This window comes from Marivita hallyeonensis, from assembly GCF_900129875.1.
GTDB classification, from domain to species: Bacteria; Pseudomonadota; Alphaproteobacteria; order Rhodobacterales; family Rhodobacteraceae; genus Marivita; species Marivita hallyeonensis.
The window spans coordinates 190,091-203,332 of the sequence record NZ_FQXC01000002.1 but is presented as its reverse complement, the minus strand read 5'-3'; the positions used below and the strand labels follow the sequence as shown (position 1 = coordinate 203,332).

12 protein-coding genes and 1 tRNA gene are annotated in these 13,242 nt (G+C 62.2%); 7 read left to right on the top strand and 6 right to left on the bottom strand.

What is annotated here, in order from left to right:
* Positions 1–120: 120 nt before the first annotated feature.
* Entirely contained in the window at positions 121–2,910 is a 2,790-nt protein-coding gene (acnA, locus tag BUA42_RS06625; RefSeq protein WP_072776935.1) for an aconitate hydratase AcnA, read from the bottom strand.
* A gap of 229 nt (positions 2,911–3,139) precedes the next feature.
* Here acnA and BUA42_RS06620 point away from each other — a divergent pair, with 229 nt between their 5' ends.
* The gene (locus BUA42_RS06620) at positions 3,140–3,838 is read left to right on the top strand and encodes a DUF1223 domain-containing protein (RefSeq protein ID WP_072776934.1); all 699 of its coding nucleotides are present in this window, start codon (positions 3,140–3,142) and stop codon (positions 3,836–3,838) included.
* Here the strand turns inward: BUA42_RS06620 and BUA42_RS06615 are convergent.
* Positions 3,802–4,872, bottom strand: coding sequence for a lysophospholipid acyltransferase family protein (locus tag BUA42_RS06615; RefSeq protein ID WP_084066143.1), 1,071 nt, complete (start codon positions 4,870–4,872; stop codon positions 3,802–3,804). The genes BUA42_RS06620 and BUA42_RS06615 overlap by 37 nt on opposite strands.
* 32 nt (positions 4,873–4,904) lie before the next feature.
* Here BUA42_RS06615 and BUA42_RS06610 point away from each other — a divergent pair, with 32 nt between their 5' ends.
* Positions 4,905–5,672, top strand: a complete 768-nt coding sequence (locus BUA42_RS06610) for an SDR family oxidoreductase (protein ID WP_072776933.1) — start codon at positions 4,905–4,907, stop codon at positions 5,670–5,672.
* Between the two features lie 33 nt (positions 5,673–5,705).
* Positions 5,706–6,425, top strand: a complete 720-nt coding sequence (locus BUA42_RS06605; protein WP_072776932.1) for a sirohydrochlorin chelatase — start codon at positions 5,706–5,708, stop codon at positions 6,423–6,425.
* Between the two features lie 15 nt (positions 6,426–6,440).
* On the opposite strand, the gene BUA42_RS06600 is transcribed toward BUA42_RS06605, so the two are convergent.
* Positions 6,441–6,517, bottom strand: a tRNA-Ile gene (locus BUA42_RS06600).
* Positions 6,518–6,558: 41 nt separating this feature from the next.
* Entirely contained in the window at positions 6,559–7,461 is a 903-nt protein-coding gene (locus tag BUA42_RS06595) for a thermonuclease family protein (RefSeq protein WP_072776931.1), read from the bottom strand.
* Positions 7,462–7,606: 145 nt separating this feature from the next.
* Between BUA42_RS06595 and purM the strand changes: the two genes are divergently transcribed.
* From purM to rnd, 3 genes are all read left to right on the top strand, one after another.
* Positions 7,607–8,653 carry a phosphoribosylformylglycinamidine cyclo-ligase gene (gene purM / locus BUA42_RS06590; RefSeq protein WP_072776930.1) on the top strand — a complete coding sequence of 349 codons (1,047 nt, stop codon included), beginning with the start codon at positions 7,607–7,609 and terminating at the stop codon, positions 8,651–8,653.
* Complete coding sequence (gene purN / locus BUA42_RS06585) at positions 8,650–9,243, top strand: phosphoribosylglycinamide formyltransferase (protein WP_072776929.1); 594 nt, start codon at positions 8,650–8,652, stop codon at positions 9,241–9,243. The genes purM and purN overlap by 4 nt, the downstream gene beginning before the upstream one ends.
* A 91-nt stretch (positions 9,244–9,334) precedes the next feature.
* Positions 9,335–10,492, top strand: coding sequence for a ribonuclease D (gene rnd / locus BUA42_RS06580; protein WP_072776928.1), 1,158 nt, complete (start codon positions 9,335–9,337; stop codon positions 10,490–10,492).
* 3 nt (positions 10,493–10,495) lie between these two features.
* Here the strand turns inward: rnd and BUA42_RS06575 are convergent, their stop codons facing one another.
* A complete protein-coding gene (locus BUA42_RS06575) occupies positions 10,496–11,098 on the bottom strand; it encodes a hypothetical protein (RefSeq protein ID WP_245818967.1) in 603 nt (200 codons plus the stop codon).
* A 46-nt stretch (positions 11,099–11,144) separates the two neighbouring features.
* Here BUA42_RS06575 and BUA42_RS06570 point away from each other — a divergent pair, with 46 nt between their 5' ends.
* A complete protein-coding gene (locus tag BUA42_RS06570) occupies positions 11,145–11,558 on the top strand; it encodes a SufE family protein (protein ID WP_072776927.1) in 414 nt (137 codons plus the stop codon).
* A gap of 168 nt (positions 11,559–11,726) precedes the next feature.
* Here BUA42_RS06570 and trpE read toward each other — a convergent pair whose 3' ends face one another.
* A complete protein-coding gene (trpE, locus tag BUA42_RS06565; protein WP_072776926.1) occupies positions 11,727–13,241 on the bottom strand; it encodes an anthranilate synthase component I in 1,515 nt (504 codons plus the stop codon).
* Position 13,242: the final 1 nt, after the last annotated feature.

Sequence of the window (13,242 nt, the reverse complement as noted above, 5' to 3'; positions counted from 1 at the left end):
GTGGCAGGCGACAGGATGGGCTTCAAGCTTTGATTGCTGCGTGTCTGAAAACGTCGCAAAAGGCCAAAAGAAAAGGCGAGCGGGACCGCTCGCCTTTCGCTTTGTTGAATAATGTAGCGCTTACTCTGCCGCGATCGCGTCTTCGCTGGCGAGGTTGCGCAGCACGTAGTGCAAGACGCCTCCGTTCTCGATGTATTCGATCTCGACCGCCGTATCGATCCGGCACTTGAGCGTGATCGTCTTCTCGGTGCCGTCCGCGTAGGTGATCGTGCAGGGCACTTCGGCCAGCGGTGTCACGCTGTCGAGGCCGTGGATCGCCACGGTTTCCTCGCCCGTGAGTTTCAGCGACTTGCGGGTGTCTCCGCCGGTGAATTCGAACGGGATGACGCCCATGCCCACGAGGTTGGAGCGGTGGATACGTTCAAAGCTCTCCGCGATGACTGCTTTGACACCCAGGAGCGCCGTGCCCTTGGCAGCCCAGTCACGCGACGAGCCAGCGCCGTACTGTTCGCCACCGAAGATGACGAGCGGTGTGCCCTGTTCCTGATAGGCCATGGCGGCATCGAAGATCGACGTCTGATTGCCGTCCGGTCCTTTGGTGTAACCGCCTTCGACGCCATCCAGCATTTCGTTCTTGATGCGGATGTTGGCAAATGTGCCGCGCATCATGATCTCGTGGTTGCCACGGCGGGAGCCGTAGGAGTTGAACTCGCGTTGTGGCACCTGACGTTCGATCAGGTACTTGCCCGCAGGGGTCGTGTCCTTGAACGATCCAGCCGGAGAAATGTGGTCGGTGGTGATCATGTCGCCAAGCAGGGCCAGCACCTTCGCGCCTTCGATGTTCTCGATCTTCTTGGTGTCCATGGTGATGCCCTGGAAGTAGGGCGGGTTCTGGACGTAGGTCGAGGTCGGCGGCCAGTCATAGGTCTTGGCATCGGTCGTTTCCACGCCCTGCCACTTCTCGTCGCCCTTGAAGACGTCGGCATACTTGGTTTGGAACGCCTCGCGGGTCACGGTCTGTTCGACCAGTTCCGCCACCTCTTTCGACGTCGGCCAGATGTCCCTGAGGTAGACGTCATTGCCGTCCTGATCATGCCCCAGCGGTTCCTTGGCGATGTCCACGTTCATGTCACCGACCAGCGCGTAGGCCACCACGAGCGGCGGGGAGGCGAGGTAGTTGGCGCGCACATCCGGGCTGATCCGGCCTTCGAAGTTGCGGTTGCCCGACAGGACCGACGTAGCGATCAGGTCATTGTCGTTGATGCACTTGCTGATTTCTTCCTCCAGCGGACCGGAGTTGCCGATACAGGTGGTGCACCCATAGCCCACGAGGTTGAACCCGATGGCGTCGAGGTCTTCCTGCAGATTCGCGGCTTCTAGGTAGGCCGACACGACCTGAGAGCCGGGCGCGAGCGATGTCTTGACCCACGGCTTGCGCGTCAGGCCTTTCTCGCGAGCCTTCCGGGCCACAAGTCCGGCACCGATCATCACGTACGGGTTCGACGTGTTGGTGCAGGAGGTGATCGACGCGATGACGACAGAGCCGTCATGCAACTGGTAATGGCCATCGTCGGTCTGAACATAACCACGCTTGTGATGACCCTCATCACCCGGGATCTCGGTCGGCTCCGGCGCGCCGCCTTCACCTTCCCAGCGGATTTCCTCTTTCGGACTGGCATCCTGGCCCGACCGGATGCCCTTGACGTACTCACCGAACGCCGTCGCTGCAGAGGTCAGCGCGATGTAGTCCTGCGGGCGCTTGGGACCGGAAATGGCAGGCACGATGGTGCCCATATCAAGGCTCAGCGTGTCGGTGTAGATCGGTGCGTAATCCGCATCCCGCCAGAAGCCGTTTTCCTTCGCATAGGCCTCGACCAGCGCCACGCGATCCTTGTCGCGGCCAGTGTTGGTCAGGTAGCGGAGCGTTTCGTCGTCGATCGGGAAAAAACCACAGGTCGCACCGTATTCAGGTGCCATGTTGGCGATGGTCGCGCGATCCGCCAGCGGCAGAGTGTCGAGCCCGGTGCCGTAGAATTCCACGAACTTGCCGACCACGCCCTTTTCGCGCAGCATCTCGACCACCTTGAGCACGAGATCCGTGCCGGTGGTGCCTTCCATCATCTCGCCGGTCAGTTCGAACCCGATGACCTCTGGGATGAGCATCGAGATCGGCTGACCCAGCATCGCGGCTTCAGCCTCGATCCCGCCAACGCCCCAACCAAGAACCGCCGCGCCGTTCACCATCGTCGTGTGGCTGTCGGTGCCAACAAGCGTATCGGGGTAGGCGACTTGTTCGCCGTTCTGATCCGCATCGGTCCAGACGGTCTGGGCAAGGTATTCCAGGTTCACCTGGTGGCAGATGCCTGTTCCCGGCGGCACGACGCGGAAGTTGTTGAACGCCGACTGGCCCCATTTGAGGAAGGTGTAGCGCTCCATGTTGCGTTCGTATTCGCGGTCCACGTTCATCTGGAAGGCGCGCGGGTTGCCGAATTCGTCGATCATGACCGAGTGGTCGATGACCAGATCGACCGGGTTCAGCGGGTTGATCTTTTCCGGATCGCCACCAAGCGCCACAATCCCGTCGCGCATCGCGGCAAGGTCGACCACGGCGGGCACGCCGGTGAAGTCCTGCATCAACACGCGGGCCGGACGATAGGCGATCTCGCGCGGGTTCTGACCGCCGTTTTCGCCCCACGTCCCGAAGGCCTTGATATCGTCGACGCTGACGGTCTTGCCGTCTTCGAACCGCAGCATGTTTTCGAGAACCACCTTGAGACAGGCGGGCAGGTTGGAAAACGATCCAAGCCCGGCCGCTTCTGCCGCGGGAATGGAGTAATACGCGATGGACGTACCGTTGACCGTTAGTGTCTTGCGGGTCTTGGCGGTGTCCTGACCAACCGTGATGGGCATGACATGGCTCCTTAAAGCGAGAAAATTCAGGAAGTCTGCCTGCTCTTTGCCCCATGCGTATGACTCGATCAAGGGGGGTGCGACGATTTTGGTATACTATTGCACACAATTATTTCAGAGCAGGGGAACGGACCCGAGATCGCGCGCTCTCGCAAAACCTTGATTGGTTATTTCAATCGGGTGAAGTTACATCTTCGGCAGGGTAAGAACGAACAGGACCACACATTCTATGGGCAAGCTTTGGGCAGTACTGGCGGCCATAATCATGGGCGCGTCGGTGACGACTGCGCGCGCGGAAGACGCGCCGGTGGTGGTCGAGCTTTTCACCTCTCAAGGCTGTTCCTCCTGCCCACCCGCCGATGAAATGCTCGCCCGACTGGGTGAGCGTGACAATATCATCGCCCTCGCGCTGCATGTCGATTACTGGGATTACATCGGCTGGAAAGACGAATTTGCGCATGCCGCCTTCACCAAGCGCCAGAAGGGATATGCACGCAGCTTCGGCAATCGCACGATCTACACGCCGCAGATGGTCATCAATGGCTCAAAGGACGTTGTCGGCAATCGCGCGATGGATGTGGCGGATCTGATTCAGGAGTACGAGCGCAAAGGCATGCTGGTGCCGCTCGACATTGCGCGCAACGGCACAACGCTTTCCGTTGCCGCTCCGGCGAAATCCGGAATGTCGAATGCCGATATCATCCTCGTGCGCTACACGCCTTACGAAAACGTCACGATCCCGCGCGGCGAAAACGCGGGCAAAACACTGACCTACAGCCATATCGTGACCGAATGGCGCGATATCGGTGATTGGAACGGCACTGCGCCTCTGTCGAAAACCGTGAACGTGACCGGATCAGCGCCGATCGTTGTCCTGGTTCAAGCCAAGAATCACGGCGCCATCTTGGCGGCGGCGCGCTTGCGCTGACGCTTCGGTTTCCAGCGCCGGTGAATCCAGAACCACTGCTCGGGATGCGCACGGACGCGCGCCTCAAGCCGCCGCGTCGCTTCCCGCATCATCTCGACCGGATCGCCATGTTCGATGGGAGCCTCGAACACGGCCTCGAAACTGACACCATCCGGCTGGCGGATGCCGAAGAAGGGCACCAGAAGCGCGCCGGTCTTGAGCGCGATATCGGCGGCTGACGTCAGCGTCGGGGCCGGTTGCCCCATGAAATCGATGGTCGCGCCTGCGCTGTCATACACATCGAACAGCAAAACACCCATTCCGCCTTCGCGAATGTGCTTGACCAGACCCATGGTGCCGCGTCGGCCCTGTTCGAACACCGGATCGGACAGGGCGTGCATATTCGCTGCGTAATGCGCGTTGAAGAACGGGTTGGACATCGGGCGATACAGCCCGCCGATGCGGTAGCCCCGTGCCACCAACGCGGCGCGCGGCGCTTCGAAATTGCCGAAATGACCGGTGACGAACAACACCGGTTGCCCGGCCTCCTTCGCCGCCTCCACCGCGGCCAGCCCTTCGCCGGAGACGGTCGCGTGTTGCATCCGGCGCATGAGGCCATGCACATCGTAATTGTCGATCATCGTCCGACCGGCATTGTCCGCAACCAGATCGGCCAGACGACGCCGGTCGAGCACACCCATGTCGGGCCAGATGTGTCTGAGGTTTTCCTCGGCACGTTGCCGGTAGCCCGCAAGCGGGGCCACGAGATGGCGGACCAAGCGCCCCATGAGCCATAACCGAGCGCGGATCGGCAGTCGCAGCGCCAGCCAGATCGCGCCGCGCAGGATCCGGTCCGACAGCCAGTCCTGCCACCCGCCCGGTTTGTGTTTGCGCTTCTTTTTCTTTGGCTTGGCCAATCGAGACCTCGGGAAAAACCGCGCGACGAAGCGCTTTGGAAAACGCTTGATACGCGATTTCGAAATCGCGTCAAAGCCCGTTCGACGCTGGTTTGTGAATTGCGCCGGATGGCTTGCCACGGGCTTTCCACGCGCCATAAAGAGAAAGGCGGGAAAAAGGGGGACTTGCGATGCACATCACCAACAAGACCACGGCAATCATTGCCGGAGGCGCGTCGGGCCTCGGGGCCGCCGCCGCGACGGCGCTGGCAGAGGTCGGCGCGCAGGTTGCGATCCTCGACATGAACACCCGCGCGGGCACTGACCTGGCGAAGACGCTCGATGGCATGTTTGTCGAAACCGATGTCAGCGATCCCACCAGCGTGTCCGCTGCGATGGATGCGGTGAAAGAGACCTTGGGCGCCGTCCACATTGCGGTGAATTGCGCCGGCATCGCGCCCGCAGCCAAAACCGTGTCCAAGGGCGCGGCGCATGATCCAGTGGTGTTCGTCAAAACAATCAACGTGAACCTGATCGGCACGTTCAACGTCGCCACACAAGCCGCTGCAATCATGTCGGAAAACGATCCTCTTGATGGTGATGGCATGCGGGGTGTCATCGTCAACACCGCGTCGGTTGCCGCTTACGAGGGGCAGGTCGGTCAGGTGGCCTATGCAGCCTCCAAAGGTGGGGTCGTGGGAATGACCCTACCGATGGCACGGGACCTCGCACCGCTTGGGATTCGCGTCTGCTCCATCGCGCCCGGGCTGTTCAAGACGCCGATGCTCGAAGGTCTGCCACAAGAGGTGCAGGACAGTCTTGGCGCGCAGGTGCCGTTCCCGTCGCGCCTCGGCGACCCGTCGGAATACGCACAGCTCGTGCGGCACATCGTGGAAAACCCGATGCTCAACGGCGAGGTGATCCGTCTCGATGGTGCCATTCGGATGGCGCCGCGCTAGATGCTACCGGGTAACGGGTGAAGTGAACGCGGCATGTCCTTCAGCGCTTTGATCGTCAGCCATGGTCAGCCCTCCGATCCCGAGGTCGGCGAGGCCGAGATCGCCGCGCTGGCGGCTGACGTCGCGCGGCACCTGCCCGAGGCACGGATCGACGGTGTGACGCTGGCGGCGGAAGGGCGGATCGAGGCGCTGAGCGCGGATCGTCCCGGCGCGCTTGTGTACCCGATGTTCATGGCCGACGGCTGGTTCACGCAATCGCAACTTCCGAAACGATTGGCAGACGGGGTTGGTCCGCAATTGGTGAGTTTCGGGATGGACTGCACTTTGCCGATGCTCGCGGCGAACTGGTGTCGGACCGTTTGTACGGAAAACAGCCTTGATCCGTACAAAACCGATCTGGTCGTGGCTGGCCACGGTTCGGGTAAATCAAGACGTGTGTCGGACGCGACACGGCGATTTGCCGAACAGGTCGCGGATGTGGTCAAACCGAACTCGGTGCGATGCGGGTTCGTGGAAGAAGACCCCTCACTTGAAGACGCGCTGTCTGGCCTCGGGACGAACGCCATCTGCCTGCCATTCTTCGCGGCGCGGCGTGGGCACGTTCTGGAGGATCTGCCAGCGGCGGTTGCAGCTTCGGGTTTCGAGGGCATCGTCCTTGATCCCATCGGTCTCCACCCGGATGTGCCCAAACTGATCGCCGATGCGCTTCGCTGGCGGGCGACGACGCCTGATGTCTCGAAATGCGTTTTTTGACCGTTTGGTAAAATATGGTAGGCCCGGCAGGACTCGAACCTGCAACCAAAGCGTTATGAGCGCTCTGCTCTAACCAATTGAGCTACAGGCCCGCCATGACTGTTTCAGTACCAGACCGCCGGAGCGCGTCAAGTCATGTGACAAGCGTCGGCGACGGGACGAGGTTGAGCGCGCCCATCGCCTCTTGCACGTCATCGGGCCAGAGCCACAGGCGATAGGCCGGTGGAAAGGCCATGTAGGCCTCGGGCCCGTGTAGCGTCCGGTCCCGGATGTCGGCGCAATAGCGACTGCGCCATGCGATCTTTTCGCGGTAACTCAGGCGATCTCCGCGCACGATCTTCTTGGTGATGCGATGCAGCTTTTCGACCATGCGGTACTCGTAGCCGGTGAGCGACAAGGGATCGGCGTACTGCCCGCGTCCGTTCGTTTGCGCGTCCAAAGCGGCCCTCACCAGCATCGGTAGATCCAACTCGCCCGGGACAGACGGGTAGATCACGAAAGGTGCGGCGTGGCCGCTTTCGATCAGGTCGAGATTGAAGGTCGCCCGCTCTGCCCGGGTCATCGTCGACAGCTCGGCGCCGGAATAGGACGGGGCGACATAGGCAAGGAGCCTGCCGTAATTGTCGAACTGCTCATCCGCCGAGCGCAGGAAGAGGTTCCTGCGGCGGCCATTCGGGCGGACGAGACGGGAATCGACCCGCGCCTTGAACCAGGCGCTGGCGGCTTTGCCCTGCGTGAACTGACGCGTCCCGGCCTGCGTCCCGTCGATCAGCGGCAGGATGTAGGTGGCGAAGTCCTGCGACACCGGCGCGTCGCCTTGCCGGATCCATGCTGCCAACTCGTCGAAATCCGCATCTCGTCGTGCTGCGCCTGCGTCTGACTTGGCGGTGACTTCGGGTGTGTCCACGGACAGCATACGAATAGGCATGCGGATGTTTGGGGTGTCGCCATCGCTGACATCGACCAGGGCGCGCGCGCCAAGAGAGGGCAAGTTGAACCCCGCGGGGGTCCAGAGGATGGAAATCGGATCTGCCATGGTGAATTCCTTCTTTTGAAAATTGCGGGTCAGGGCGGGCCAAAATTCACGCCACGCTCGCAGGGCAGTATAACAGATTTGTTGCGTCGCATGGACTTCGCAGTGCGCCTGCGCTAAGGCCGCGCCACATCGTTGGGGACGCGCTATGACAGACGGCAAGAACGGCATCACCTACGCGGATGCGGGTGTGGATATCGATGCGGGCAACGCGCTTGTGGAGCGGATCAAGCCTGCGGCCAAGCGCACGGCGCGGCCCGGTGTGATGTCCGGTCTCGGCGGGTTCGGGGCGTTGTTCGATCTCAAGGCGGCAGGCTACACCGACCCGGTTCTGGTGGCGGCCACCGATGGCGTCGGCACGAAATTGCGGATCGCTATCGACACCGGCCATGTCGACGGTGTGGGCATCGACCTTGTTGCGATGTGCGTGAACGATCTGGTTTGCCAAGGCGCAGAGCCTCTGTTTTTCCTCGACTATTTCGCCACAGGCAAGCTTGAGACCGATATTGCGGCGCGCGTGATCGAAGGGATCGCCGAAGGATGTGCCCGGTCGGGCTGCGCGCTGATCGGCGGGGAAACGGCGGAGATGCCGGGCATGTACCCGGCGGGGGATTTCGACCTCGCGGGGTTTGCCGTGGGCGCGATGGAGCGGGGCGGTGACCTGCCCAGCGGCGTCTCCGAAGGTGACGTGCTGCTGGGTCTTGCCTCGGACGGCGTGCATTCCAACGGCTACAGCCTTGTGCGCAAGCTCGTCGACGTTTCTGGCCTTGGGTGGGACGCGGATTGTCCCTGGTCGGAGGGATCACTGGGCGCGGCGCTTTTGACACCCACACGGCTGTACGTCACGCAGGCGCTTTCTGCGGTGAAGGCGGGCGGCGTGCATGCGCTGGCGCATATCACCGGTGGCGGGCTCACAGAGAACCTGCCGCGCGTGCTGCCCGAGAGCCTCTGCGCGCAGATCGACCTGTCGGCATGGACCCTTCCGCCAGTCTTCCGCTGGTTGGCCGAGACGGGCGGAATGTCCGAGGGCGAGATGCTCAAAACCTTCAATTGCGGTATCGGCATGATCGTTGTCGTGGCGGCGGACCGGAAGGACGAGATCGCCCAGGTCCTGCGCGATGCAGGCGAGACGGTGTCCGAGATCGGCACCGTAACCGGACAGCCCGGCGTTGCCTATTCCGGCAGTCTGCTTTGACGAAACGCGTTGCGATCCTGATCTCGGGTGGCGGTTCCAACATGGTATCGCTGGTCGAGGACATGACCGGGGATCACCCGGCCCGGCCCGTGCTTGTCTTGTCCAACAAACCCGATGCGGGCGGTCTGGCGAAAGCACAGGCGCGGGGCATTCCGACCGCGGTCGTTGATCATCGGCCGTTCGGGTCGGATCGCGCCGCGTTCGAGGTGGCGCTGAACCGGGTGCTCGATCAGGTGCGTCCGGACATCATTTGCCTTGCCGGGTTCATGCGCGTCCTGACCGAAGGGTTTGTCCAACGGTGGGACGGCAAGATGCTCAATATCCATCCGTCGCTTTTGCCGAAATACAAGGGTCTGCACACACATGCCCGCGCCATTGAAGCCGGGGATGCAGAGGCCGGATGTTCGGTGCATGAAGTGACCGCGGAACTGGATGGAGGCAAGGTTCTGGGTCAGGCGCGGGTACCCGTGTTACCCGACGACACGCCCGAAACGCTGGCCGCGCGTGTTCTGGTGCAAGAGCATGATCTTTATCCGAAAATCCTACGCCGGGTGGCCGAAGGCGACCGGTCGCGGCTTGACCTGACCTGATCGGTCCGCAGTTGAGCTATTCAACCCCGCGCATTTCCGCTATATCGGGTGCGGGGTGAAGAACAAGAACCGATAATGAACGACCCGAATTATGCACATCGTGACGACTACGGCGGAACTCGCGGCATTTTGTGACCGCGCGTCGCAAAGCCCTTATGTGACCGTCGATACCGAATTCCTCCGCGAACGGACCTATTATTCCAAGCTGTGCCTGATCCAGCTGGCCTTCAAGGGCGACGGGGACAGTGATGCTGTGCTGGTCGATCCGCTGGTCGATGGGTTGTCGCTTGATCCCTTGCTGGACCTGTTCCGCGATCCGGATGTGGTCAAGGTGTTCCACGCGGCCCGTCAGGATTTAGAAATCTTCTATATCGACCATGGCGTCATTCCCGAGCCGCTCTTCGATACGCAAGTCGCGGCCATGGTCGCGGGTTTCGGCGAGCAGGTGGGTTACGAGACGCTGGTACGCAAGATCGCGAAAGAGTCGCTCGACAAGTCCTCGCGCTTCACCGACTGGTCGCGGCGGCCACTGTCCGACAATCAGAAATCCTATGCCCTGGCCGACGTCACGCATCTTCGCGTGATCTACGAGCACTTGCGCACGCGGTTGGAGCAATCGGGCCGCCACAAATGGGTCGAAGAAGAGATCGCCGCGCTTCTGGCGCCCGACACCTATGTCACTCACCCTGAGAACGCGTGGAAGCGGGTCAAGACGCGGTCGAACGCGCCGCGTTTTCTGGCCTTTGTCAAGGAACTCGCGCGGTTCCGCGAGACCTATGCGCAAGAGCGGAACGTGCCGCGCAATCGCGTGTTCAAGGACGATGCGCTGGTCGAGCTGGCCTCGACCAAGCCGAAAGACACGGCGGAGCTTGGCCGGTCCCGCCTGTTGCTGCGTGAGGCGCGCAAGGGTGAGATTGCGGACGGGATCCTGAAAGCCGTTCACAAGGCGGCCAGCACGCCCAAGGAGCAGTTGCCCGAGGTCGACACGTCGCGCCAATCGCCGCAGGTCAATCCGGCACTGGCCGATCTGTTGCGCGTGCTGTTGAAGGCGAAGACAGAGGCGTCCGGCGTGGCGTCCAAGCTTATTGCCTCCGCGGCGGAGCTGGATGCCCTGGCGGCGGGAAAGCGCGACATCCCGGCCTTAAGGGGATGGCGGCGGGAGGTGTTCGGTGAGGACGCGCTTCGCCTGTGCGACGGTCAGATCGCCCTGACCGCGAAAGGCAAACACGTCGAGATCATCGAGATCTGAGTCTTAGCGCCGCACTGATCGGGCATTGTTCGCGCCGCGCACGGTGATTGTGCGGATGCCGCGCAGGTCCTGATCGGTGATCCAACGCGCAACAGTCACCTGACGCGCCAGTGGACCAACGCTGCGTGGACCGGGCTGCTGCAGGGCCCGCAGATCAAGCACAAGCGTGGTCGCATCGCTGGCGTCCTCGTCGGCAATCAGGCGAACGTCAAACGGACCGATCCGGCTTGCCACGCCGGTGGCGCGGATGATGGCCCCGCCGGGACGGCGGTCGACCAGAAGCTCGGTGACCTCGGCGATGGGACGTCCCTCGAAGGCCTCGGGCTGATTGTTGCGGAAGAAGGAAATGCGGCGGGCCGGAATGAGCGGGTTGGTCTCGCTTTCTGCCGGGTTCATCGCGGCGGGGTCCGGTGTGCTTGATCCGAACCAGTTGAACGGGTTGAAGCGGCTTTCGCTGACGGCGGCGCACCCGGTCAGCATCGCCGTTGCGAGGATCAGGAGCGTCACGGATTTACGCATGGTCGGGTTCCCTGCCTGTGTGTCTCCGACGTAACCGATTGTGCCGCCGTTGAAAAGCGCCAAGCCCGGGGTGGACGTTTGTGCCATGTCTGCCTAGGTGTGCGGGCAGACGCGTTCGACATCGGAGACAGGCATGGCCAACGCCGCATTTGAAGAGATTGTCGAGGATTTCGAGTATCTTGACGACTGGGAAGACCGCTATCGCATGGTGATCGAGCTGGGCAAGGCGATGGACCCATTGCCCGAGGCTCTCAAGGTGCCCGCCACCAAGGTCGAGGGCTGTGCGAGCCAGGTCTGGTTGCATCCGCAGATCGAAGACGGTGTGATTCAATTCGAAGGCGAAAGCGACGCGATGATCGTGAACGGGCTCATTGCCGTTTTGCGCAAGCTCTACAACGGATTGCCGCCGACCGAGGTGGCCTCGATCGATGCACGGGCGGAATTGGGACGGCTTGGATTGAACGATCACCTGTCGGCGCAACGGTCGAACGGATTGCGCGCGATGATCGAGCGGCTGCAGGGGTTCGCGAAAGTATCCGCGAGTTGAATTGAGCGCCTTTGGCGCGCTCTGTTGTGGTTTTGAGGGGCGCTGCCCCTCGGCCTGCGGCCTCACCCCGAGGTATTTGGGAAACAGAGAAGTGACGGGGGCTTGCGTGGCAACCGACGCCGGGAATTCCAGTTACGGTGGTTGTGGGCCGTTGAGTTAGCGGAACCGCTAGGTGTTGCCGTCTCCGGTAAAGCGAGCGGCGTCGGCGGCGGCGCGGCGGATGGCGTTCGATTTGTGAACGGTTTCTTGGTATTCGGCTTCGGGATCGCTGTCATAGACCACGCCGCCGCCGGCCTGGATGTACAGTTTCTTGTCCTTCACCAGGGCGGTTCGCAGCGCGATGCACATGTCCATGTCGCCGCCCGCGCTGAAATAGCCGACGCCGCCGCCGTAAAGGCCGCGTTTCTCCGGCTCCAATTCGTCGATGATCTCCATCGCGCGCACTTTCGGTGCGCCACTGACCGTACCGGCAGGTAGCCCCGCGAGAAGGGCCGAGAGGGCGTCATGCTCGTCGCTCAGTTCGCCCACGACATTCGAAACGATATGCATCACGTGGCTGTAGCGTTCGATGATGAATTTCTCGGTGGGGCGCACGGTGCCGATCTTGGCGACCCGGCCCACATCGTTCCGACCAAGGTCGAGCAGCATGAGATGCTCGGCGCATTCCTTCGCGTCCGTCAGCAGGTCCGCTTCGAGCGCGTTGTCCTCTTCGGGCGTCGCGCCGCGCGGGCGGGTGCCGGCGATGGGGCGGATGGTGACCTCATTGCCGAAGACCCGCACGAGGATCTCGGGGCTGGCCCCGATGACCTGAAAGCCGCCAAAGTTAAAGTAAAACATGAAAGGTGATGGATTAGTTCTTCTGAGAGAACGATAAAGAGAGAAGGGTGGAAGTGGAAAGTCCTGCGTCCACCGCTGCGCGGGCACCACCTGGAAGATGTCACCGGCGCGAATGTAATCCTTGGCGGTTTCCACGGCGGCCTTGTAGCCTTCATGCGTGAAGTTCGACACGGGCGGCGCAATATCGGCCGCGTCGCCCATTTCCCGCGCCTGCTGGGGCAAGGCGCGTTCCAGATCGCGCACCGCATCCATGACCCGTTCCGCCGCCTGTGCATAGGCGGCACGCGCGTTCAAGCCATCGCTGACCCAGGCGGGGGACACCACGGTGACCTCGCCTTTCACACCGTCCAGAACCGCCACGACCGAGGGGCGCAGCATCACCGCATCGGGCAGGTTGAGCGGGTCCGGATTGACGTTGGGCAGGTGTTCGACCAGCCGGATCATGTCGTAGCCCAGGTAGCCGAACAGGCCGGCTGCGGCCTGGGGCAGGTCGGCTGGCAGATCGATCTCCGATTCGGCGATCAGCGCGCGCAGTGTTGTCAGCGGGTCGTCGCTCTGGTCTTCGAAGGCGTCCGGGTCGTATCGGGCGGATCGGTTGATCCGGCTTTTTGTTCCGTGGCACTGCCAGATGATGTCGGGCTTCATCCCGATGATCGAATAGCGTCCGCGCACCTCGCCGCCCGTCACGCTTTCCAGAACGAAGGCATCCTTGGCCGCGCCGGTGAGCTTCAGCATCAGAGACACGGGCGTGTCGAGGTCAGCGGCAAGGCGGGCATAGACCACCTGGTTTTCACCCGCCTCATAGGCGCGGGCGAAGCTGTCATATTCGGGGATCAGGACGGCCATC

Bases quoted from the DNA above. Each gene is read 5' to 3' on its own strand.
- BUA42_RS06620 (WP_072776934.1), top strand. From the start codon at position 3,140: ATGGGCAAGCTTTGGGCAGTACTGGCGGCCATAATCATGGGCGCGTCG.
- BUA42_RS06615 (WP_084066143.1), bottom strand. From the start codon at position 4,872: ATGGCGCGTGGAAAGCCCGTGGCAAGCCATCCGGCGCAATTCACAAAC.
- acnA (WP_072776935.1), bottom strand. From the start codon at position 2,910: ATGCCCATCACGGTTGGTCAGGACACCGCCAAGACCCGCAAGACACTA.
- purM (WP_072776930.1), top strand. From the start codon at position 7,607: ATGACAGACGGCAAGAACGGCATCACCTACGCGGATGCGGGTGTGGAT.
- BUA42_RS06595 (WP_072776931.1), bottom strand. From the start codon at position 7,461: ATGGCAGATCCGATTTCCATCCTCTGGACCCCCGCGGGGTTCAACTTG.
- BUA42_RS06575 (WP_245818967.1), bottom strand. From the start codon at position 11,098: ATGGCACAAACGTCCACCCCGGGCTTGGCGCTTTTCAACGGCGGCACA.
- BUA42_RS06605 (WP_072776932.1), top strand. From the start codon at position 5,706: ATGTCCTTCAGCGCTTTGATCGTCAGCCATGGTCAGCCCTCCGATCCC.
- BUA42_RS06570 (WP_072776927.1), top strand. From the start codon at position 11,145: ATGGCCAACGCCGCATTTGAAGAGATTGTCGAGGATTTCGAGTATCTT.
- rnd (WP_072776928.1), top strand. From the start codon at position 9,335: ATGCACATCGTGACGACTACGGCGGAACTCGCGGCATTTTGTGACCGC.
- trpE (WP_072776926.1), bottom strand. From the start codon at position 13,241: ATGGCCGTCCTGATCCCCGAATATGACAGCTTCGCCCGCGCCTATGAG.
- BUA42_RS06610 (WP_072776933.1), top strand. From the start codon at position 4,905: ATGCACATCACCAACAAGACCACGGCAATCATTGCCGGAGGCGCGTCG.